At 40.5% G+C, this 23,770-nt stretch carries 20 protein-coding genes; 19 read left to right on the top strand and 1 reads right to left on the bottom strand.

Annotation, left to right across the window (positions count from 1 at the left end):
* The first annotated feature begins 33 nt into the window (after positions 1 to 33).
* From PGP85_RS09335 to PGP85_RS09285, 11 genes are all read left to right on the top strand, one after another.
* On the top strand, positions 34 to 933 hold the full coding sequence (locus PGP85_RS09335; RefSeq protein ID WP_270327260.1) for a metallophosphoesterase: 900 nt from the start codon (positions 34 to 36) through the stop codon (positions 931 to 933).
* Positions 934 to 949: 16 nt separating this feature from the next.
* Positions 950 to 2,296 carry a hypothetical protein gene (locus PGP85_RS09330; RefSeq protein ID WP_270327258.1) on the top strand — a complete coding sequence of 449 codons (1,347 nt, stop codon included), beginning with the start codon at positions 950 to 952 and terminating at the stop codon, positions 2,294 to 2,296.
* Positions 2,280 to 2,729, top strand: a complete 450-nt coding sequence (locus PGP85_RS09325) for a YaiI/YqxD family protein (RefSeq protein ID WP_010742808.1) — start codon at positions 2,280 to 2,282, stop codon at positions 2,727 to 2,729. The genes PGP85_RS09330 and PGP85_RS09325 overlap by 17 nt, the downstream gene beginning before the upstream one ends.
* Before the next feature lie 100 nt (positions 2,730 to 2,829).
* Positions 2,830 to 3,894 (top strand): D-alanine--D-alanine ligase, encoded by a 1,065-nt coding sequence (locus tag PGP85_RS09320; protein WP_010742809.1) that lies wholly within the window; start codon positions 2,830 to 2,832, stop codon positions 3,892 to 3,894.
* A 306-nt stretch (positions 3,895 to 4,200) separates the two neighbouring features.
* Entirely contained in the window at positions 4,201 to 5,556 is a 1,356-nt protein-coding gene (locus PGP85_RS09315; protein WP_010742810.1) for a UDP-N-acetylmuramoyl-tripeptide--D-alanyl-D-alanine ligase, read from the top strand.
* 331 nt (positions 5,557 to 5,887) lie between these two features.
* The gene (cshA, locus tag PGP85_RS09310) at positions 5,888 to 7,447 is read left to right on the top strand and encodes a degradosome RNA helicase CshA (protein ID WP_090407866.1); all 1,560 of its coding nucleotides are present in this window, start codon (positions 5,888 to 5,890) and stop codon (positions 7,445 to 7,447) included.
* Between the two features lie 147 nt (positions 7,448 to 7,594).
* Positions 7,595 to 7,945 carry a holo-ACP synthase gene (gene acpS, locus PGP85_RS09305; RefSeq protein WP_010742812.1) on the top strand — a complete coding sequence of 117 codons (351 nt, stop codon included), beginning with the start codon at positions 7,595 to 7,597 and terminating at the stop codon, positions 7,943 to 7,945.
* A gap of 19 nt (positions 7,946 to 7,964) precedes the next feature.
* Complete coding sequence (gene alr, locus PGP85_RS09300; RefSeq protein ID WP_270327255.1) at positions 7,965 to 9,092, top strand: alanine racemase; 1,128 nt, start codon at positions 7,965 to 7,967, stop codon at positions 9,090 to 9,092.
* Between the two features lie 434 nt (positions 9,093 to 9,526).
* Positions 9,527 to 9,898 (top strand): type II toxin-antitoxin system PemK/MazF family toxin, encoded by a 372-nt coding sequence (locus PGP85_RS09295; RefSeq protein WP_010742814.1) that lies wholly within the window; start codon positions 9,527 to 9,529, stop codon positions 9,896 to 9,898.
* Positions 9,899 to 10,054: 156 nt separating this feature from the next.
* A complete protein-coding gene (locus PGP85_RS09290; protein WP_270327252.1) occupies positions 10,055 to 10,372 on the top strand; it encodes a helix-turn-helix domain-containing protein in 318 nt (105 codons plus the stop codon).
* Positions 10,347 to 10,562: a hypothetical protein gene (locus PGP85_RS09285; RefSeq protein WP_270327250.1), complete on the top strand. Its 216-nt coding sequence runs from the start codon at positions 10,347 to 10,349 to the stop codon at positions 10,560 to 10,562. The genes PGP85_RS09290 and PGP85_RS09285 overlap by 26 nt, the downstream gene beginning before the upstream one ends.
* 27 nt (positions 10,563 to 10,589) lie before the next feature.
* On the opposite strand, the gene PGP85_RS09280 is transcribed toward PGP85_RS09285, so the two are convergent.
* The gene (locus PGP85_RS09280) at positions 10,590 to 11,624 is read right to left on the bottom strand and encodes a class F sortase (protein WP_270327248.1); all 1,035 of its coding nucleotides are present in this window, start codon (positions 11,622 to 11,624) and stop codon (positions 10,590 to 10,592) included.
* A 234-nt stretch (positions 11,625 to 11,858) separates the two neighbouring features.
* On the opposite strand from PGP85_RS09280, the gene PGP85_RS09275 reads away from it, so the two are divergent.
* The 8 genes from PGP85_RS09275 (at position 11,859) to PGP85_RS09240 (ending at position 23,574) form a co-directional block, all read left to right on the top strand.
* Positions 11,859 to 13,313, top strand: a complete 1,455-nt coding sequence (locus PGP85_RS09275; RefSeq protein ID WP_270327246.1) for a helix-turn-helix domain-containing protein — start codon at positions 11,859 to 11,861, stop codon at positions 13,311 to 13,313.
* Between the two features lie 124 nt (positions 13,314 to 13,437).
* Positions 13,438 to 15,093, top strand: coding sequence for a MutS-related protein (locus tag PGP85_RS09270; RefSeq protein ID WP_270327245.1), 1,656 nt, complete (start codon positions 13,438 to 13,440; stop codon positions 15,091 to 15,093).
* Between the two features lie 158 nt (positions 15,094 to 15,251).
* Entirely contained in the window at positions 15,252 to 16,991 is a 1,740-nt protein-coding gene (locus PGP85_RS09265) for an ABC transporter ATP-binding protein (RefSeq protein ID WP_270327243.1), read from the top strand.
* Entirely contained in the window at positions 16,981 to 18,861 is a 1,881-nt protein-coding gene (locus tag PGP85_RS09260) for an ABC transporter ATP-binding protein (protein WP_270327242.1), read from the top strand. Before PGP85_RS09265 ends, PGP85_RS09260 begins: the two co-directional genes overlap by 11 nt.
* A gap of 107 nt (positions 18,862 to 18,968) precedes the next feature.
* On the top strand, positions 18,969 to 19,427 hold the full coding sequence (locus PGP85_RS09255) for a GNAT family N-acetyltransferase (protein WP_270327241.1): 459 nt from the start codon (positions 18,969 to 18,971) through the stop codon (positions 19,425 to 19,427).
* A gap of 2 nt (positions 19,428 to 19,429) precedes the next feature.
* Positions 19,430 to 20,362, top strand: coding sequence for an NADP-dependent oxidoreductase (locus PGP85_RS09250; protein ID WP_270327238.1), 933 nt, complete (start codon positions 19,430 to 19,432; stop codon positions 20,360 to 20,362).
* A gap of 1 nt (position 20,363) precedes the next feature.
* Positions 20,364 to 20,684 (top strand): hypothetical protein, encoded by a 321-nt coding sequence (locus PGP85_RS09245; RefSeq protein WP_270327235.1) that lies wholly within the window; start codon positions 20,364 to 20,366, stop codon positions 20,682 to 20,684.
* 154 nt (positions 20,685 to 20,838) lie between these two features.
* The gene (locus tag PGP85_RS09240) at positions 20,839 to 23,574 is read left to right on the top strand and encodes a YhgE/Pip domain-containing protein (protein ID WP_270327233.1); all 2,736 of its coding nucleotides are present in this window, start codon (positions 20,839 to 20,841) and stop codon (positions 23,572 to 23,574) included.
* Positions 23,575 to 23,770 lie beyond the last annotated feature (196 nt).

Raw genomic sequence — 23,770 nt, 5'->3', positions numbered from 1 at the left:
GTTGTGTAAAGTAGACGGGAAGGAGGCGGTGAGATGGGAAAACTAGCTGTGATCACGGATCTGCACGCAGATATTAATCATCTAGGTGAGATAGAATTAACTAAGCTTTTCACATTATTGCGTGAACATGAGGTGACGCGTCTGCATTTTGCTGGGGATACTGCAAATAAGATCGATCAGACATTGTCAGTCAATCAATTTTTCCGTCAACGTGGAATACCGACTACTTTTAATTTAGGAAATCACGAAATGGGCAATGTCAAAGGGGAACAGATGATTGAACATTATCCTGACAGCCATTTTCTAAACTTGCGTTATTTGCCATTGAATCAACAAACAGTATTATTAGGATTTAATGGATGGTATGATTATGGTTTTTCTGAATTAGATGACTCGCAGCAAATCCGCTCGATTAAAAACATCTATTGGTTTGATCGAATTATTGAACGTTTTTCGGATGATCAAACGGTGGATCGAGAAATTTTACGACAATTACGCATTGTTTTGGATGATTTGGCACGAAAAAACTATCAAGTTATTCTGGTGACACATTTCGTACCTAAAGAAGAATTTATTGTTCATCTAAGCGGCAAGTATCAAATTTGGAATAAACTGAATGCTTTTTTAGGTTCACAGGAACTGGGAAAGTTATTGGATCAGTATCCGAATGTTCAGCAGGTTGTGTTTGGACACACGCATCGACGATTTGAAGATCAAAGGATTCACGACACGATCTATAGTTGTCGGCCCTTAGGCTATTATTATGAATGGAGAATCACGCGAGATTTTGTGTTAGATAATCAACTGGCGGAAAATTTTATTCCTATGAAGATGCGCAGTGTGTTGAATAAGCATCAAGCAGAATTTGCCGCATACAAAGAGGAGCACTTAATCGAAGAGTTTCGCAAAGCTTTAACGTTGATCTCTTATTAGTGGAAGGATATTTTTTATGGAAGCAATTAAAAATTTTTTACGACAATTTACTCAGACAACTCCATTCGTATTATCAAATACAATGATTGTCATTCCCTATTTATTATTTATGCATTTGATTGATCCGCGGATGTCCGTCACAGTCTTGCCTTTTGTTCTATTCTATACGTTTAGAGTGACTGGGATTTTCTTGATTCGCGGACTGTATCGTTCGATCGATCAGTATACTTTGTTAATGGTCGCACTTTTAGTCGGAGGAATCGGTTCATTTCTGACGTTAATGGGGGCACTAAATTTTACCTTCTATTTGTTTGGCAGTCTGTTTTTAGGGGTGAGTGCGGCTTGGTTGCCTCCGGCCAATACGAGTGTCAATCTTTTTGAAAAATCGAAAGGGTTCCAATCTATGAGCAGCCGTCGCTATTTAGTCGCGCTGATTGTTCTGTTACCATTGTTTTTTGGAACGATGATCGCTTTGCCTTTACAAGCGGTGATTGTACCGAGTATAGTCACACTTTATTTTGTGTGTGCGTATCATACCGTGAAGCATTATCCTCATTATGAAATGGATTTTAAGGAATTAACCAAACATGTCTTTTCGTTTTCTGAGCTAACGTGGTTTATTCTATTTTTTATTGCGCTGTTCTTATTGCGCAGCGGACGTTTATTATTTGATGAATCCATGTTAAACGGGGCGATTATTTTATTCTCAGGCATTTTTATGTTTGCTGTAGTGATTGTGCATCAAGTAAAAGACCGATGGAAGCTGCCGCTCTGGCAAAATGCTCTGACCTTTCTCAATGGAATGCTAGGTAATTTTATTTTTCTTTTTGGTGCGTTTTATGTTGCTGTATACAAAGGAGCAGCATCTCAAGGGCTGTATTTATTTTTACCGTATCTTTTAGGTGTCATTGGTTCTCTAGTTTTGGCTGGAAAAGTTCGGAAATCGTTTAAAAATGATTTGATAGTTCAGCTGATTGGCTTAACAGTGGGATTATTATTGTTGAGTGTGCGCGTTTTGTTCCCATTAGCTATTTTTGTTTTAACGTTTTTTCAGAAAGGGACAAGTTCGTGGTTGAATCGTTTGTATTATCAAACAGAAAGTATTGATAAGCAGCAGCGGATTACGGCAAAATATTCGACTTCCAATAAAGGGAGTATTACGCATCAGTTTATTTTGATGTTCTTAATGCTGATTGCATTACAGATAAAGGATTTGCCTGACAAGGATATTTTTTTGCTGCGCAGCTTGCATACGACAGAGATCCTTGCAACAATGGACATAGTAAAATTTGCCTCAATCATCATTTTGTTGGTTGGTATTGGGCTGATTGGAAGGATTGGAAAACATGCGTTTGATCATTGATGGCGATGGTTCGCCAGTAAAAGATACCACGATTGCGGTTGCCGAGAAATATGGGCTGCCGGTAGTCATCGTAACTAGTATCGATCATTATTCAAAAAAAGAATATCCTGATTTTGTGGAATTTATTTATGTTGATCGCGGTGCGGATTCGGCAGATTTCAAAATTGTTTCTGTTATTCAGCCGGATGATTTTTTGATTACGCAAGACTATGGATTGGCTTCTTTGACGTTGGCTAAGGCCGCTCATGTGTTACACCAGTCGGGATTGGAATATACGCAGATGAATATCGATGCTTTATTGACACAACGTTTTATCGGTAGTAAGATGCGACAGGCAAAACAACGCACAAAAGGCCCTAAACCTTTTACAAATGAAGATCGGGAACATTTTAGGAGTGTTCTGGAAAGCTTGATTCAACAGTCATTACTGTAATCTAAATGATAAGCTTTGTAATACTTGTAAAATTTCTTTTTGGGGATTTTGATTTTTGTGCTAAAATGTTAGGGATCAGAAAGTAATGGAGGATACTCAGTTGAAAATTATTTTACTTTATGGTGGGAAAAGTCCAGAGCATGATGTAGCAATTTTGTCGGCCTTTTCAGTTATTTCTGCGGTTTATTTTGACTACTATCAAGTACAACTTATCTATATTGATAAAACCGGTCAATGGGTCAAAGGCCCCTTGTTAACGGAGGCGCCAGAAACAGATGAAACGTTGCGCTTGACGTGGGACCCAACTGGTCATGAAGTCGAAGGCTTTAGCGGCAAGGTGATTGCACCCGGGGATATCAAAGAAGACAATGCGATCGTTTTCCCAGTCTTGCATGGACCAAACGGTGAAGATGGAACGATTCAAGGCTTCTTAGAGACATTGGATATGCCTTATGTGGGAGCAGGAGTTGTAACGAGTGCCTGTGCGATGGATAAGATCATGACGAAATATATCTTACAAGCCGCCGGAATTCCACAAGTTCCTTATGTGCCCGTTTTGAAAAACCAATGGAAAGAAAATCCTAAGCAAATCTTTGATAAATGTGAGGGTACTTTATTGTATCCAATGTTTATTAAACCAGCTAACATGGGTTCAAGTGTTGGTATTTCACGAGCAGAAAATCGTGAGGAATTACAAAATGCGTTACAAGAAGCTTATCGTTATGATTCTCGTGCTTTAGTCGAACAAGGAATTGATGCTCGTGAGATTGAAGTTGCTGTTTTAGGAAACGATGATGTGCGTACAACGTTACCTGGTGAAGTCGTGAAAGAAGTTGCTTTTTACGATTACAATGCGAAATACATTGATAATACGATTCAAATGGCAATTCCCGCTGAAATTCCTGAAGAGGTAATGCAAAAAGCACGGGATTATGCGAAATTAGCCTACACAATGTTAGGCGGATCAGGACTTAGCCGTTGCGACTTTTTCTTAACGAATAAGAATGAGTTATTTTTGAATGAATTGAATACGATGCCGGGATTTACTGAATTCAGTATGTATCCATTGTTATGGGAAAATATGGGCTTGAAGTACGGTGATTTGATCGAAGAATTGATCCAATTAGGTACGAAACGTTATGAACAACAAGCCGCCTTTGAATAATTAGGCAACTGTTTAATCACAAACAGGACTTGAGACAGGATTCCGTTTGGATGATGTTTCAAGTTCCTTTTAAATGTGTGGAGATATAAATTTTTTCAAAGCAGTATTTGAATTAGAAGTATTATTGTCCGACTCACCAAACTGGCTTCTTTCAAGAAGTAGTCCATCAAGTGCTAGTAAACTTGGCTAAAGCATAGTTGCTTCCTGTATAAGGATTTAATTAATGCTTTAAAAAAGTTTATCGCCGCACCGGCCAGTTTGCGAAGTCTTTCTTGTAGTCAGAAACAAAAATTTGGGAGGAACACCATGAATTTTACAACGACAATCATCAGCAGGGCCGTTCAAGGTGAAGTATTGACGGAAAATGAGGTGACCGTTACTGGTGTCGAATTCGATTCACGAAAAATCAAGGCTGGCGATTTGTTTGTTCCATTGCAGGGAACAAATGATGGCCATGAGTTTGTAGCAAAAGCAATTGAAAATGGCGCGACTGCGACATTATGGAGTCAAGAGGCAGAAAAAGCACCTGAGGGAATCGCCGTGGTTCTGGTGAAGGATACATTATTAGCTTTTCAAGCGTTAGCAAGCTATTATCTGCTAGAAGAAAATCCAGATGTTATTGCGATTACAGGCTCAAATGGTAAAACGACAACAAAGGATATGACTGAATCTGTCCTTAGCCAAAAGTTTCGGACCTATAAAACCCAAGGCAACTATAACAATGATATCGGTCTGCCTTATACAATTTTACATATGCCAGAAGGAACAGAAAAGTTGATTCTGGAAATGGGCATGGATCATGCTGGTGAAATCAGTATTTTATCTGAATTGGCTGAACCCGATGTTGCGGCAATTACGATTGTTGGCGAAGCCCATATTGAAAACTTAGGATCACGGGAAAAAATTGCGGATGCAAAAATGGAGATAACAACCGGGCTTGCGACTAATGGCTTGTTGGTTATCCCTGCGGATGAGCCGTTATTGGAAGAACGGACACATTCATTGTCGCAAACGGTAGAAACGGTTGGGATTCAAAAGGGAGAGTTATCTGCTACGATCCTAAATGAGGATAAAGGTGCAACCGTCTTTTCTGTTGATGATAATGGTTATCAAATTCCATTACCTGGCAGTTACAATGTCCAAAATGCCTTGATTGCTATGGCGATTGGCCGTTGGTTTGGTTTAGAGAATGATGAAATTTTCCAAGGCCTGGCTTACGTACAGGTGACACAAAATCGAACGCAGTGGTTAAAAGCCAGTAATGGTGCAGATATCTTGAGCGATGTTTACAATGCCAATCCGACAGCGATGGGCTTAGTACTAGATACCTTTGCGAAATTACCGACAGAAGGACGGCGATTGGCTGTTTTGGCAGATATGTTGGAGTTAGGGGCAGATTCATTTTCGCTGCATACTAGTATGGTAGAGCATATCAATGATCAAGACTTTCATGAGATTTTTCTATACGGTGATGAAATGAAAGGTTTGAAAGTTGCTTTAGCGGATCGCTATCCGACATTAGCAGTTCATTATTTTAGTAAAAATGATAAGCAGAAAATGGTGGATACAATCAAAAACAGTTTACATGCAGATGACAGTATTGTTTTAAAAGGCAGCAACGGTATGGGGTTGACCGAAGTTGTTGAAGCATTGCAGTCGTAGTGAAAACTTGCAGAAAATGAAATCATGTGCTAAAATAAGCCATTGCCGAGAAATGAAGTAATGATTGAATGCGTCATCCAATAAATTAAAGATTCGCTAACGAGAGTTTCGTTGGCTTACCAATTATTTTTGAGAAGCGGTTGGGACATTTTTCAGTTGAACAATGTCTCAGCCACTTTTTGTGAGAGATGATCCTTCCGCCTGACTTCGCGGAGCGGTTTTTCGGTAGTATCGCCAAGGACGGCAACTAAAGGGACAGTTGCAGACTAAACGCAGATACCAAACCATACGCTCTAAATGATAAGGTCAACAGACATTAGGAGGATATCATTTGAAATTCAAAGAACTAAATTTATCACCAGAACTATTGATTGCGGTAGAACGCGCAGGTTTTGAAGAAGCAACACCGATCCAAGCACAAACGATTCCATTAGCTTTAGAAGGAAAAGACGTGATTGGACAAGCACAAACAGGGACTGGTAAAACAGCCGCTTTTGGGTTGCCGATGTTAAACAAGATCGACTCAACGAAAAATATTTTACAAGGATTAGTTATTGCGCCAACGCGTGAATTAGCAATCCAAACACAAGAAGAACTATTTCGCTTAGGCCGCGATAAAAAAATTCGCGTGCAAGCTGTTTATGGCGGAGCAGATATTGGCCGTCAAATTCGTGGATTGAAAGATCGTCCGCATATCGTTGTAGGAACACCTGGACGGATGCTGGATCATATCAATCGCCACACCTTAAAATTAGAAACCGTTGAAACGCTTGTCTTAGATGAAGCAGATGAAATGCTAAATATGGGCTTCTTAGAAGATATTGAAAAAATCATCAGTAAAGTCCCTGAACAACGCCAAACATTATTGTTTTCAGCAACAATGCCTGATGCAATTAAAAAAATCGGCGTTAAGTTCATGAAAGCACCAGAGCATGTGAAAATCAAAGCCAAAGAAATGACGGCTGATTTGATTGATCAATATTATGTTCGTGCAAAAGATTATGAAAAATTTGATGTTATGACTCGTTTGTTTGATGTTCAAACACCAGATTTAGCAATCGTTTTTGGTCGTACCAAACGTCGTGTTGATGAATTAGCACGTGGATTAGAAGCTCGCGGTTACAAAGCTGAAGGTATCCATGGTGATTTATCACAACAAAAACGGATGAGTGTATTACGTTCATTTAAACGTGGGGATCTTGATATCTTAGTTGCGACAGATGTAGCTGCCCGCGGGTTAGATATTTCAGGAGTAACTCATGTTTATAACTATGATATTCCACAAGATCCAGAAAGCTATGTTCACCGTATCGGTCGTACAGGGCGTGCTGGTAAAGGCGGTATGTCAGTAACTTTCGTTACACCAAACGAAATGGGCTATTTACATGTGATCGAGAACTTGACGAAAAAACGCATGAATCCAATGCGTCCACCAACCGAAAAAGAAGCTTTCAAAGGCCAATTAGGTGCGGCAATGGAACAAATCCAAAGCCAAATGGAAGAAAATTCGGATAGTTTAGAAAAATACAGTGAGTCAGCGCAAGAACTACTGGCAGCTTACTCTCCAGAAGAATTAGTCGCATTGTTATTGAAAACAACGGCTAAAGATCCTGCAGACTCTGTACCGGTAAAAATCACACCAGAACGCCCATTGCCTTCAAATAAAAAAGGCGGCTTCAATCGTGGCGGCGGTGGCGGCAAACGCGGTGGTGGTAATAACCGTGGCGGCGGACGCGGTAAAGATAATTACCGTAAAGATCGCGATCGTAACAGCAGCAGCAATAAAAACAAAAATTACGGTGGAAACAAACAACGCAGCAACAATAAAAATACAAACCGCAGCAACGATAAAAAACGCGGCTTTGTAATCCGTACGAACTCAAACGATTAATTTTTAATCACTTTCAAAGCCATCAATCTTTTTGATTGATGGCTTTTTGCTTGATATGAATGATTTCACACGGATTCTTAAAAAAAAGTCATAGCATTTAACTAAGTCTTTGGTAAAATAAAGATGTTACTTGAAAGGGTTGAGAACATGATCAAAGGAATCGGAATCGATGCGACAGAGCTTGAGAGGGTCGCCAAGATCATTGAAAGGCGGCCGCATTTCGTAGAACGAATATTAACTCCGGCTGAGCAGACCCTTTTTACTAGCCATTCTTCGCATCGTCAGGTAGAATTTCTAGCAGGACGGTATGCATGTAAAGAAGCTTTTTCTAAAGCTTGGGGGACCGGTATCGGAAAAGTAAGTTTTCAGGATTTAGAAATTTTAAGAGATGATAATGGTGCACCCGCCTTTACAAAATCACCTCATCAGGGCAAGGTCTTTGTCAGCTTGACCCACACAGAGGAACTAGCAATCGCGCAAGTATTGCTAGAGGAATAGAAAGAAGGACACTGAGTTTATGGTTGTAACGTATCATCGACCTACAAGAGCTATCATACATAGGAAAGCATTGAGAGAGAACATTAGAAATGAGATTGACCGTTTGCCAGAGGGGTTTGAATTATTCGCTGTAGTCAAAGCAGACGGGTACGGACATGGTGCGATAGCTACCGCACAAATGGCTTTATCTGTTGGGGCTACTGGTTTTTGTGTAGCAACATTAGACGAGGCAATCGAGTTAAGAGAAGCAGGTATAACGGAACCAATATTAGTGTTGAGTGTCGTTTTTCCAAGTTATTTGTCACTAGTTGTTGATTATGATTTATCGATCACCGTGGCAACAAAGGACTGGCTGATTGAGTCACAAGAAGTATTAAAAGACTTAGAGGAAACGACTGCTCCGATCAAAATCCATATTAAAGCAGATACCGGTATGGGACGGATTGGTTTTCTAACACCAGAAGAAGTGAAAGAAGCGGCAGAAATCATAGAGGCGTCACCCAATATGATTTGGGAAGGTCTATTTACTCATTTTGCTACAGCAGATGAAAAAGATACTTCTTATTGGCACAAACAAGCGGAACGTTTTAATGAGGTGATTGCAGCACTGGATCACTTACCTCGTTACGTGCACTCAAGTAATAGTGCGACCGCTTTGTGGCACGACCAAGAAATGCCGGGTAATATGATTCGTTACGGTGTCGGGATGTATGGCTTAAATCCTTCGGGTCATGAATTGTCTGAAACCTATCCATTGAAACCAGCGATGGAATTAGTATCCGAGTTGATTCAAGTCAAAGAACTAGCCTCAGGTGAAGGTGTAGGGTATGGAAAAACTTACGATACACCCAAAAAAGAATGGATTGGTACTATTCCGATTGGGTATGCGGATGGTTGGCTGCGAAAGATGCAAGGCTTTTCATTATTAGTTGATGGTGAATTCTGCGAAATTGTCGGCCGTGTTTGCATGGATCAATTAATGATCCGCTTGCCGCGAGATTTTAAAGTTGGAACGAAAGTCACGCTGATCGGTAAAAACAATGGTCAAGAGATTACGATGCAAGATGTAGCAGATCATTTAGGAACGATTCATTATGAAGTATGCTGTATGCTTTCCGAACGTGTTCCAAGGATTTATCAAGAGTAAGTGCGATCAAGAAGTATTTTTGTTTTTTTGAATAAGGCAGTAAGAGTTTAGAGGAATGATATACGGCAAGAACAACGGGGCATTTTTCGTTTGAAAAATGACTACATAAAAAGGAGTAAGGATGTCAGTTCCTCTTTTTGCAGTATGCTCCGGTGAGACAAGACACGTATGGTAGTAATAGGAACAAGGCAGTAAGAGTATAGAGGAATGATATACGGCAAGAACATCAGGGGCATTTTTCATTTGAAAATGGCTACATTAAAAGGAGTAAGGATGTCAGTTCCTCTTTTTGCAGTATGCTCCGGTGAGACAAGACACGTATGGTAGTAATAGGAACAAGGCAGTAAGAGTATAGAGGAATGATATACGGCAAGAACAACGGGGGCATTTTTCGTTTGAAAAATGGCTACATAAAAAGGAGTAAGGAGAATACTATGGTTAAGCGTGGTGATATCTATTTTGCAGATTTATCGCCAGTTATTGGTTCTGAACAGGGAGGAATCCGTCCGGTATTGGTGATCCAAAATAATTTGGGTAATCATTTTAGCCCAACGATCATCATTGCAGCAATCACGGCAAAAATGGCGAAGCCCAAATTACCAACACATATTGGAATCAAATCAAATGGTACCGGAATCGAACGGGATTCAGTGATTTTATTAGAGCAGATTCGCACAATCGATAAATCTCGTTTGAAAGAAAAGGTCTGTCACTTAGATCGTTGTCTGATGGCCGAGGTTGATGCTGCTTTACGTATCAGCGTTGGCATCGAAACGATGTCTGCAATCACACCGAATCTTACATAAAGCTGAATTTATTTATTGTTATACCAAGGATGCAACGATTCGTTGCGTCCTTTTTTCATGTGTTCAACGAATTGTCTACCAATGATTTGTAGTAAACCGGCCATTTTCCATTGTATAATATATTTGTAGAAAGACTGATGATGTGAGGGGAAAACAGTGGTTGAGATTGGCGAGCAGCTCAGATATTTTCGACAAAAGAAAAAGATGAGTCAAAAACAAATTGCAGAACTTTTACATGTTACACCTCAAACTGTTTCTAAGTGGGAATTGAATAAAAGTGCACCGGATTATGATCAGTTGATCAATCTTAGCCGAATTTATAGCAAAAGTGTGGATGCTTTGTTAGGGCTAGGTAAACCTAGTCTATGGGACTATCTAGCTGATTCGCAAAATATTAGAGATAAAGTCGCGTTCTTAGGGATGCGCATTTCAGAAGGTGGGGAGGATCATGGAGAGGATTCACAAGATCAATAAATTATTGCTGATTACCTATAATTTAGGCGGATTATGCTTGATGATGATTGGTGGGATGGTTGGTGTACCAGGACCTTCAGGTTATGTCCCAATGGGTATCAAAATTGTCACTGCACTTGTTTTTGGAACGATGCTCATTGCTCATGTTGTTCGTTACGTTTTAGAAAAAAGATTGAATAAAACAGGCTGATGCGTTTAACGTGTCAGCCTGTTTTAATTATGCTTGTGCGTAAACGATTAGATTAACTGAATCACCAATACAAGTTTGTAAGGTAATTCGTTCACCGCCGCCAGCAGAAGTGATCTGATCCCAATTATCTTGACCGGAGGCGATGTTTACACCGCTATCGTCGACTTGGACCAAACCGTTTACGATATAAGTTGTTGGATTGCCTGCACTGTCAGTGACCGTAATAGCATCACTGGGATTGAGAGACAACACGGGTGAAAAGATCCCGGGATTATGTCCGATAAAATGAGTGTTTTGATTGTCGGTGCCGGATTGAATCGGATTACCGCCCCAGGTCGCTGCGAGGGAGCCGCCATTGATGATGCCTTGTCCGCTGCCTTGCCCACCGTTTTGGTAAGGTAAGGAATGACCGAGAAAAATGATTTGATTTGGTTGAGTGGCGGGTTGCGGAGCAGGCGCTTCAGCTGCGGGTTTAGCGGCTTCTGGAGGTACTTGCGGAGTCTCTTGAGCAACCTGAGCGGGCTCCTGCTGCGGCGTTGTTTCCACGGTACCTTCTGCTGCAGCGGGTGGATTTTCTACTGGAGGACTCGGATTTGCCGGAGGTGGTGTCACTGAATTATTGGTTGATTTTGCTGCAGTCTCTTTTGAAGTTGAAGAGGCAGGTGTTTTATTTTCAGTTTTTTCTTTTTCACGAGGCTTCTTTTCTTTCACAATGATAAGAACTGTTCGTTTGACGGAATCCTTCTTTTTTTTCGCAGTTAAGGTTAAAGCGTATCGTCCTGGTTGATCAGCATGGACGTCCGTGTATTTCATTTGGACTGGTTGGAATTTATTATCAACTGCTTTATAGTACTGTTCTGGACTGAATGAATCAGTAGTTGTAATGGTAAGAGTGTCTTCACCGTGGATAGTAACGAGGTTCTCTTGTTGCGCTTTTTTTTCAGTTTGTGTCTGGGCGCCAGAGATAGAAGAAAAAATAATGGGTCCAAAGAATAATAGTAGACATACAATAACAACAAAAAAAATGAATGACTTTCTTCTTGATGATTTCAAGGAAAACACCCCTTTTTCTACTTTGATTAAATGATAAAACATGAGTAGAAAATTGAAAATAAAAATAACGTAATTGTTAAAACAGATTGTTATTTGTGAATTTTAGTTAAATAAATATCAATATTTTTCCGCTTTTATAGAGTTATTTTATGATATACTGACCAAAGAATGTTATAATCTAAAAAAATAAAAATGATTAACTAGATTGAAGATTAGTGACGAATGGGTTAGGAGGGTACTTTTGTGCGGAGATTACTTAAAAATACAACACAACGACGTTTAGCCATCATTGGTGTTTTACGGGACTTAATCGGGTGGCAAAATCCAGAAATGGTTGCTGATCTATTAGATTGCTCGGTGAAGACGATCCTATCTGATGTTGAGGCGATCAATGATTATTGGGGTGAACACGTTGGAGTAGAGTTTTCTCGTACGAATGGCTTGCGGCTGAATAATGCACTCCATAATAGAACGCGCCAATTGGCCCGAAATTTGATGGAGGAATCTGAGGCATTTATTTTTTTGGAGCGGATTTTTTTTCAGCCGAATGAAGATATGGACTATTGGATCAATGAACTGTTCATCAGCGAGGCGACTTTTTATCGGATGATTAAGCAAATTGATAAGGTTTTGGAAGAAAAAGGGCTAGTATTGGAGCGAAGGCCCTTTCGTATCACTGCTAAAAAGGAACGCTGGGTGCGTGTCTTTTATGTACAATTGTTTCTAGAGAAATATGGTTTGAATGAATGGCCTTTCGACTTAGAGCGTGGCCGGATAATTGATTTTATCAAGTATGCCAATGATTCTTTCGAGATTTCCTATAATGATCGTGAAATTTTGGAGAGCGGCTATTTGCTGACCGTTATTATCGTACGTACCTCGCAGGGATTTGTTCTGACGGACGATGAAAAATTGGATTTAAATCCAGCGCTGATAGAAAAGATTTTAACTTTACGTCCAGCGGCTGACCGAACTGTTCAGGATTCAAAATATGTCGTGACGGAGCATTGGTATTATGAGGTTGCTAACAGCTTATTTTGCACGTGTTTTATTACTCGCTTTGAACCAAGCTGTCAAATGATCTTGGGATATTTAGATAATTTTCTTGGCGAACTGGAGAGTATTTTTGACCTGTCATTGGTAGAAGAACAACGAAAAAATATTTTACAGAAATTGTTACGAATTCATGCGTCTTACCAAGTTTATCCATATGCACCATCGATCTTATTTGATTCAGCGGCGTATTTTTCCCGCAACGCGAAATCACACTATCCATACTTCACTAAGTCTGTTCATCAATTGCTGTTACGCATAGAGCGAACAACTGGTGATCCGTGGTTCAGCTCTTTTTACTTTTCCGTTCTTACGGTCTTATTCAAAGAATGGGAAGGGCTGCCTCATTCATTGGATGTTCATTCAACAAAGGTGAAAATATTGGTAGTGAGTGATTCCGGGAAAAGTCACGCAGAAATGCTTGCAGAACTGATCCAAAGTCGATTCCATTTTAGAGTAGTGACTGGGATATACGGAGGTTCAGCATTGGAATTTGAATGCGATGAGAGTTTTAAGGAATATGATTTGGTTATCGCAAATTATCCAATCAAAAATTATTCTTTTGGTAATTTGAAAATCGTCGATGATTTTTTAACAGAGAGCGACCTTTCATCAATCGGTTCATTTGTAAAAGATATTCGTTAGAAGACTTTTTACGGTCTTCTTTTTTTTTGATCTTGGTTTCAATTACTTAATTATTTCGTTACACTGTTAATAGCAATTTTTAATCGGTTAGTAAAAGAATAATTAGTAGGACTAGGAGAAGAGAATGAGCTCAAGAGTTTTAGTAATCGGAATAATTTTGATAGCGTTCGCTTTTTTCATTGCTGCAGATATTTTTTCTAAGATTAAATTACGACAATTTGTTCGAAGCCAGTGGGGAAAAATTCCGCATCAGACTCGCCTCGATAAAGAGGAAAGCTTGAAAGCGGCTTGGCAGATTGAAAAACAATTTCATGATTGGGATAGTGAGATTGATGATTTAACTTGGTACGATTTAGATATGCAAGCCATTTTTGAGTTGATCAATGGTACGTATTCCAGTATTGGCTCTGAAGCGTTGTATCAGCGTTTGCGAAACTATAATTTTGATCACGCGGCGTATCTGGAAGAATTGATTCAGTTTTATCAGGAAAATCCTGAGATTAGAGAAAAAATCCAATATCATTTTGCCGGTTTGGGGAAAAGAGACAATAATTTTACCAAGCAGTATATCGCGAATGGCAAAAAAGAAAAATTAGGGAATTTATGGCTGTTTGTCTTATTAGGGACATTGCCGCTCATTAGTTTGGTGATTAGTTTGATCATCGGTCCGTCAGGGATCTTGCTGATGCTTGGTTCGATTCTATTCAATGTCATTTTTTATATGACTAAGAAAGTGAAATTGGAGACTGAGCTGGAGAGTATGCGCTATTTGGTTCAATCAGTATCACTCGCTAATAATTTGAGTAAGATAGCTACTCCGCGGCAAGCCGAAATCATTCAAAATGTTGTTCCATTGAAATCAATTGCGAAGTGGGGGTTTTCTTTCCGAGTGAAAAGTACTAGTGAGGCGGATATTATTTTTGAATATCTCAATCTGGCGTTTATGATTCCTTTTATTGCCTATAATTTTGTAATCACTCGATTGAGCAAATACAGCCAAGAAGCGATCAATTTGTGGAAAGTATTGGGTGAAATGGAGGTTGCTGCGGCGATCTTAAATTTTAGAACCTATTTTCCTGTAAGCTGTCAGCCGGGTTTTTCAACTGGGGGAATTCAGGCCGAAGCTATTTATCATCCACTGGTTGAATACTCTGTAGTCAATCCTGTTGATTGGCAGCAGAATACGCTTGTTACTGGTTCGAATGCTTCGGGAAAATCTACTTATGTTAAAAGTATTGCGATCAGTGCGATTCTGTCTCAGACAATCAACACGGCGATTGCTGAAGAATTTACGATGCAGCCAGGGCACGTTCTGACGTCAATGGCGGTTGAGGATGATATTTTTGCTGGCGATAGTTATTTTGTGGCTGAGATCAAGTCAATTAAACGGCTATTGGATCAAGTGGAGCAAGGGGAACGCTGCTATTGTTTTATCGATGAGATATTAAAGGGAACGAATACGATTGAACGGATTGCGGCTTCGTCTAGTGTAGTGACTTGGTTAGCGGAATATCCGAGTCTCAGTTTTGTAGCGACTCATGATATTGAATTGACTGAGATATTGAAAAACCAATGCGAAAATGTTCATTTTGAAGAGGCGGTGACAGAGGAGCAGGGAATCACTTTTGATTATCTGTTAAAACAGGGTCCGGCAGTTACTCGGAATGCGATTGCTTTATTAAAAGTGATGGATTATCCGGAGAAACTAGTGGAGCAGGCTCAGAATGAAGCGCGTCATTTTGATGAACGGCGTACATGGTCAATCATAAATAGCCAGTAGACAGATTTAGCAAAATTTTCCTATTTTTACTGTGAATAAAGAATTGTCCTGAATTTAGGGCAATTCCTTTTTTATGAAAAAAGGGTGAATTTATTAGAAGTTTTGAGCAAAACTCTCTATACTATAGGGAGCTATTGTTAATGAAAGGACGTGACTATATGTTAAAAAAATTACTGGCGAATGTCGGTGAATATAAGAAGCAGAGCTTGCAAACTCCTCTATTTACGATGGGAGAAGTTTTGATGGACGTGATTATGCCGCTAATCATGGCTGGTTTAATCGATAACGGGATCGAAAAAAGTGATACGAATACGATCTTGCGCTATGGCGGACTGCTCTTTTTGTGTGCCCTGTTTGCGCTGGGGATGGGGACGTTAGGGGGGCGAACAGCTGCGATCGCTTCGGCAGGTTTTGCTAAAAATCTACGTCATAATCTGTTTGAACGGATTCAAAGTTTTTCTTTTTCGAATATTGATCGATTTTCAAGTTCAAGTTTGATCACTCGTTTAACGACGGATGTAACGAACGTACAAAATGCTTATCAAATGACGATTCGAATTTTAGTGCGATCCCCCTTGATTTTGATTTTTTCTTTAGTAATGACCTTTCATATTAATCGGGAGTTATCGATGATCTATTTAGTGATTGTACCGATTATGATCGTAGGACTTGGTCTGATTATTCGCTTTGCTCATCCTTTGTTTGAAAAAGTTTTTCGGACGTACGATCGGTTGAACAATGTTGTGCACGAAAATCTTCAAGGTATCCGTGTCGTAAAATCTTATGTTCGAGAAGATTATGAAGAAGAAAAATTCAGTCGTGTATCTAAAATGGTCTTTGACAATTTTACTAAAGCACAGCGGATCGTTGCCTTCAATATGCCCCTTTTACAAATTGCGGTCTATACTTGTATGTTGCTGCTTTCGTGGTTGGGTGCAGAATTGATCGTAAATAAAGGCAGTTTGACGACGGGTGAATTGGTCAGTATGTTCAATTACACGATGCAAATTTTAATGAGCTTGATGATGATGTCTATGACCTTTGTTCAATTGATGATCGCGCGAACATCTGCTGAACGGATCACGGAAGTACTTAATGAAGAAAGTGATCTGAAAAATGGGGACGCGCCATTAACGGAAGTGCCAGATGGCTCGGTGGAGTTTAAAAATGTTTGTTTCAGTTATAAAGACGACATGGATAAATTGGTCTTAGAAAACATTGATCTAAAGATTGATTCTGGTGAGGTAATCGGGATTGTCGGCGGTACTGGGAGCTCAAAATCTAGTCTGGTCCAATTAATTCCTCGACTTTATGATGTCACTCACGGAGAGATCAAAGTTGGCGGACATGATGTACGCAGCTATGATCTGGAAACGTTAAGGGATCAAGTCGGGATGGTTCTGCAAAACAATGTCTTATTCAGCGGCACCATCAAGGACAACTTACGGTGGGGTGATGATAAAGCAACGGAAGAGGAAGTCGTTCATGCAGCGACGATCGCGCAAGCGGATTCCTTCATTCAAGAGTTTCCTAATAAATATGACACGATGATTTCTGAAGGTGGGAATAATGTTTCTGGTGGACAGAAACAACGTTTGACCATTGCTCGTGCGCTATTGAAAAAGCCAAAAATTTTGATCTTGGATGATTCCACTAGTGCGGTAGATACGAAAACGGATCGGGCCATTCGTGAAGGGTTAACGGAGGAAATTCCAGGAACGACAACCTTTATCATCTCTCAGCGAATCAGCTCTATTCAGGACGCTGACCGGATTATTGTGTTAGATGACGGGAAAATAAATGGTATCGGAACTCACGATGACCTTTTGGCAACTAATGTGATTTATCAAGAAGTCTTTGATTCACAACAGAAAGGATTTGGTGATCATGATGAATAAAAGACCTGCAACCAAATCCAGTCCAATAAAAACGATCAAGCGCTTGTTAAAAATTATGGCCAAGGAACACAAGGTTCAATTGATAATTGTCTTTTTCATGATCCTGCTTAGTGCTTTTGCCAATGTACGAGGATCATTGTTCTTACAAGTCGTGATCGATGATTATGTCACACCGCTGATCGGACAAAGCAATCCAAATTTTACGGGATTGCTGAAGGCGATTTTGACGATGGCGATGATTTATGTTGTTGGGATTATTGGGACACTTTCATATAACTTAATCATGGTGAAGGTTTCAGAGGGAACGCAGAAGAAAATTCGCGATCAGATGTTTGAGCATTTAGAAACCTTGCCTTTAGGGTATTTTGATTCGAATGCTGACGGGGATATCATGAGTCACTTTACGAATGATACCGACACACTACGTCAAATGATTTCGCAAAGTATCCCAAACTTGATGATGGCATTTGTAACCTTTGTTTCTGTATTCATCGCAATGTTCTCTTTAAGCATTCCTTTGACGTGTTTTGTGATTGTCTCCGTTTCATTGATGTTTGTGATGCTGCGCTTTATCACGAATCGCAGCGGCAGATATTTTGGCGAGCAGCAGCGTTCCTTAGGGAAGGTCAATGGATATATTGAAGAAATGATGCACGGCCAAAAAGTGGTGAAGATCTTCAATCACGAAAAAGCCGCAATGAAAGAATTTGACGTGATCAATGACCAGCTGCAAGAAAGTGCGACGAAGGCCAATGCTACGGCGAACACGTTGATGCCGATCATGATGAATTTGTTGAATATTCAATACGTTCTAGTGGCAATTATCGGAGGGTTATTCGCTGTTTACGGCGTTTCCGCGTTGACAGTCGGAATGATTGCTTCATTCCTGCAATTGAGTCGATCATTGAATGGTCCAATCAGTCAAATTTCTCAGCAAATCAATTTTGTTATCATGGCCTTAGCCGGTGCCGATCGAATTTTCCAATTATTAGATGAAGAATCGGAGGTTGACGAAGGTTATGTGACGCTGGTGAATGTGAAAGAAGTTAACGGTGAATTAATTGAGACCAATGAACGGACTGGGATTTGGGCATGGAAACATCCCCACGAAGATGGGACGACTTCTTATGTTCGATTAACCGGCGATGTCCGGTTTGAAGACGTTAATTTTGGCTACAACGATGATCAGCTAGTATTGCATGATATCAATCTATATGCGGAGCCGGGTCAAAAAGTTGCCTTTGTCGGCGCAACAGGTGCTGGTAAGACGACCATAACTAATCTGATCAACCGCTTTTATGATATTCAAGAAGGAAAAATCCGTTATGACGGAGTCAATGTAAAGAAAATCAAAAAGAATTCTTTACGCTCTTCTTTGGGAATTGTTTTACAAGATACACATTTATTTACCGGGACGGTTAAAGAGAATATTCGTTACGGGAACTTAAGTGCAACGGATGAAGAAGTTTATCAAGCGGCGAAATTGTCGAATGCGGACACCTTTATCCGGCATTTACCAGATAAATACGATACTGTGATTACTGGCGATGGGGAAGGCCTGTCTCAGGGGCAGCGGCAGTTGCTGGCAATCGCCCGTGCGGCGATCGCTGATCCACCGGTGATGATCTTGGACGAAGCGACTTCCAGTATTGATACTCGAACAGAAGGAATTGTCCAATCGGGAATGGATCGCCTGATGGAAGGTCGAACTGTTTTTGTTATCGCCCATCGGTTATCGACGATTCAAAATTCCGATGTCATCATGGTGATGGATCACGGTCGAATCATCGAGCGCGGTGATCATGAGAGCTTATTGACTGAGCATGGAATGTATTATCAATTGTATACAGGAAAAGTTGAATTGGATTAGCAACTATGTAAAAGGCGTGTCTTACTTATGTGAGACATGCCTTTTTGTTGGAACAAGTGACGGATAATCGCTACAATGAAAGAAAGGTTTGGAGAGGAAGCGAGGCTATGAAGAGTGAAATTTCACGATTGGTGTTGTCAGAATTATCTGATGTTAAGGAATTGATCAAAAAAGTGTTCACGACTTTTGAGGCACCGGATTATTCTGAGGAAGGCATTACGCATTTTATGACCTATTTGGATGAAGAGCTTGAAAAAGAAGTTCGTGCAAATCAAGTGCAGCTTTGGTGCGGAAAAGTTAATCAAAAGATTGTAGGCGTATTAGCCGTCCGCTTGCCTGAACACATTGCACTGCTTTTTGTAGACGAAGCTTATCATCGACAAGGAATCGCGAAGCAGATGTATCAGACAATGCTTTTAGAACTGAAACCGAAAAAGCTGACTGTCAATTCTTCTCCGTACGCTGTACCTGCTTATGAAAAGTTAGGCTTCCGACTTCAAGGCCAAGAAGAAACAGTCTCTGGAATTCGTTTCCAACCAATGATAGCCATTAGAGAGGATGTATGAAGATGAAACGTTTTGCGATAAAAGATTATGGAACAGCGAAAGATGTGTTGACCGAAATCGAGGCGGAACCTCGTCCAGTCGATGATACCCATGTTCGAGTAGCGTTAGCGGCCTTTGCAATTAATCCTTACGATGTTGCCTTACGCCAAGGAGCGATCCGTGATTTTCGTACGCTAAAGTTTCCTTATGTATTAGGAAATGATGGTGCAGGAGTTGTGACGGAAGTCGGCAGTGATGTGACGCATGTAAAAGTCGGCGATGAAGTAATCGTTCACGCAGTAGGTGGAACGTACGGCGAAGAAATAGTCGTCCCTGAAAAGAAACTCGTGAAGAAACCAAAATCAATGTCGTGGGAAGTAGCGGCTGGAGCAGTGACCCCTTGGTTGACAACCTACAATCTAGTGACTCATTTAGTAGGAGATAAGATCGGTGAGACGGTTATGATCCAAGGTGCTTCGGGAGCTGTCGGCTCACTGCTAGTTCAATTCTTAAAGGTTCAAGGAAAAACGGTTTTGGCTTCGGCATCTAAACGGAACGAAGCGCTGGTTCGTCAAATCGGAGCGGATCAATTCGCTGCTTACGATGAAGAAGACGCGGGAGCGATCTTTGCTGATCAAGCGGATACCGTGATCGACGCGACAAAAGGCGGACGTGCTGGTGAAGCCGGTATGCAGATTATGAAAACTGGTGGAAATTTCGTCGCATTGAATGATTTGCCTAGTGAACAAAAGAAAACGGGAAATTATTTATCTTTCGGTCCTTCAAAAGATTATTCCGATGTTGAAGCATTGACGGCGTTGACAGATTTAGCAGACAAAATTCAGTTAACCGTTGCCGAAGTGCTGCCATTTACTTTAGAGAGTGTGGTTGCGGGTCACGAGACATTGGAGGGGCACCCGTTAGCCGGAAAAATCATCATTAAAAAGGCGGAATAACATGGACCAACAAAAATGGTTATTAGTAAAAGCAAACTACGAAGGAACCGAAGATTTAGCTGACGGCTATTATCGCGTGCGGCCAAGTGAGGATGGGTATCAAATGGCCTATCTAGCGGCAGGACCATGCGGCGATAAAATACCTCATCCAGAGGTAACGCTGCGGCAAGAAGGTAATCGAGTCCAGCCGATTCGTTTACGAGACTTGGAAGTAACCCCCATCTTAAATATATCAGAAGAAAAAGGTGATTTAGATCAAATCGAGGAGCTGACGGACCAACTCTTGGATCGGTTTATAAAGATAAAGAACCTTAGTCTTTAAGCATTTCTTTAGTATTTCATGGGTGAAAAGGGATACAATTGTGACAAATCGTTAGGAATGTCAAAAAAGGTGATTTCAGACGCCCACTAGAATTGAAATTAGCCGAAATTCCGTGCTACAGTAGTTCAGCGAGAAAAAATAGTAGGTGAAATCAATGAAAGTTTTTCAATCTCTTAAACATACATGGAGTCTTTTCAAATTAGATTGGCGACGAGTTTTTAAAAATCCGATCGCCATTTTTCTGATGGCTGCATTGGTCATCATTCCATCCCTTTATGCATGGTTCAACATCAAAGCATTATGGGATCCTTATTCAAACACTGGTGAGTTGCCGATTGCGGTCTACAGTGCTGATACTGGAGCGAAGTTTCAAGATAAAGACGTTGAGATCGGTAAGGAAGTCGTTAAGAATCTTCACGAGAATAAACAGTTGGGCTGGCGGTTTGTCGACTCAAAGGAACAAGTTGTTGAAGGTGTGAAGTCGGGTAAATATTATGCGGGTATCTATTTACCAAAAGAATTCTCTAAGGACTTATTGAGTTTTACTTCTGGGGAGATTCAAAAGCCGAAGATCGAGTATTACTTGAACCAAAAAATCAACGCCATTGCGCCTAAGATCACCGATAAGGGGGCTGGCTCGATCCAGCAAGAGATCAGTCAAGAATTTATCAAGACGGCAAGCTCGACGCTGTTGAAGGTCTTTAACGAGATCGGCTACGATATTGATGCCAACTTGCTTAGCATTAACAAAGTCAAAAACTTGATTTTGACGACCAATGATAATTTAGGCGAGATTGATAAATACACGCAAGAAGTCGTACAAGTTCAAGGTAAATTGCCTGAGCTGAAAGAAAAATTGGCAAAGGCCAATGAGATACAAACTTATTTGCCGCAAGTTGATGAAATGGGCCAAAAATTGATTACCTTGAATCAAAAGATGCCTGAGATCAAAAGACAGGCTAGTGTCATTTTGACCTTGCAACAAAAAATCCCTGAGATTCAGCAGGCTGGAAATCAGCTTGCACAAGTGGATAATGATTTTTCGGAGATCGAAAAAACGATGAACGACGGAATCAATGAAGCCAAACAAGGGTTGAACATTATCCGTCAAGTCCAAACGATTCTGCCAGATATTCAAAAGCTGGGAAATCAAGCGGACGATCTGGCGAACACTACGAAGGACGGCGCTGAAAAGTTGAAGACTGCCGTACCAAGTATTTCAAGCAGTGTTCAGGTGACGCTGGAATCGATCGGTCAAGTGGCCTCAACCACACAGTCGATTACTGGAGATCTATCTGCTTTATTAGATAAGGAAGAACTAACACCAGATGAAAAAGCACATATCGCTTCAATCATCAGTGATTTCCAAAGTAATTTAGCAGATCAACAAACAGCCATCGATAAACTTAATCAATTTTTGACTGATTTAAAGAAAACTGCTGACGATAATGGCAATACGGAGGCAAGTCAAAACTTAAGTACGATCATTGGTCAATTGGGAGATCTGAAAAATTCTTTAGGTGAACTAAGTAATCGTTTTGGACATCTAAATGATTTAGTTCAAAATAGTACTCCTGAAAATGCAAAAAAATATTTGCGCGAGATAAACGATGCTGCAGAAAGAATAGCTGGGTTTGTCAACGGCATCAATGCTAAACAAATCGGTCAAACGGTCAGCACAATCCTTGATAAATTAATCAATACGATTACGACTGCTCAAGGGGTCTTGAATCAAGCGCAGCAAATCGATTTTGCTTCATTATTGAATTCGACAGAAGGAACCGTCAGCAATGCGATTACCTTCTTGGAGAAATATCAAAAACAAATGCCGGCGATCAGACAAGAAGTTCATGACGCCAATGTTTTATTAAATGGACACATGAATGAGATCGTCAATGGTATTAATACAGGTGTTGATCTTTATAACAATGAATTGCCCGTTGTCGAACAAAAATTGACTCTGGCTGCTAACTTTATGCAAAATGACTGGCCAGGTGTGAAAAAGGATTTAACTGGCGGTCTAAAAGTAGTTAATGATAAAATGCCGGAAGTTGAGAGTGCCTTAAATCTGGCAACTGACTTGATTAAAAACGACTGGCCATCATTACGCAGCGGGATCCAAAAAGCCGCGAATGCCATCGGCAAGGGTGAAGAGACGATTGATTTCGGTCAGGTCTTGAAGCTGCTGAAATTGGATGCGCAAAAGGAAAGTGATTTCTTTACGAATCCGGTGGATCTACAGACCAATACGATGTATCCGATCGCGAATAACGGTTCGGCTAGTACACCATTCTACACAGCGTTGTGTCTCTGGGTTGGTGCGGTATTATTCTCAAGTGTCACAACAACCGAGTTCGCCCTTGATAAAAAGGATCGCGGCAAATACACGAAGCGTGAACAATTCGGTGCCCGAATGTTGACCTATTTGGTAGTGAGTGTCGGTCAGGCCTTGATCGTAACGCTAGGAAATATGTTCTTATTAGGTGTCTATGTGAAGAATCCGGTATACAGTGTGCTCTTTGCAGTCTTGGTTGCTCTGGCCTTCATGATGATCGTTTACGTACTAGTCGCGCTCTTTGGAACGGTCGGAAAAGGAATCGCGATTATCATTCTCGTACTTTCGATATCCGGCGGGGGCGGGAATTATCCGATCCAAGTTTCAGGCAAGTTCTTCCAAGCAGTCAATCCTTGGCTGCCGTTTACTCACGCAGTTAATCTATTACGTGAGAGCGCGGGGGGAATCTATTGGCCAAATGCGACCCAAGATATCATTATCATGATTGTTCTTTTCATCGTATTTGGTATTTTAGGAACATGGGCTTATCCTGTGCTGCAACCACATTTGACGAAACTGACAAAAGTCGCTCACGAAAGCAAGATTTTCCATTAATTTTGAATAGTCGAATACTAGCGACTTTGACTAACTCGTTTTAAGAAATTTCATTTTCATAAAATGAGCTTAGGCATTGCGTAAAAGTTGTTTACTTTCTCTGTTTTAGCGGGTTAGGTAAATAAGGAATTGAACAGCATTCAGCTGATAAAATATGACAGGCAAGGCAACAGCGTATTACTGTTGTTTTGCCTGT

Origin of the sequence: Enterococcus malodoratus (genome assembly GCF_027659535.1) — a bacterium.
In the GTDB taxonomy this organism is placed as follows: domain Bacteria; phylum Bacillota; class Bacilli; order Lactobacillales; family Enterococcaceae; genus Enterococcus_A; species Enterococcus_A malodoratus.
This window is presented reverse-complemented; position numbering and strand designations above follow the sequence as displayed.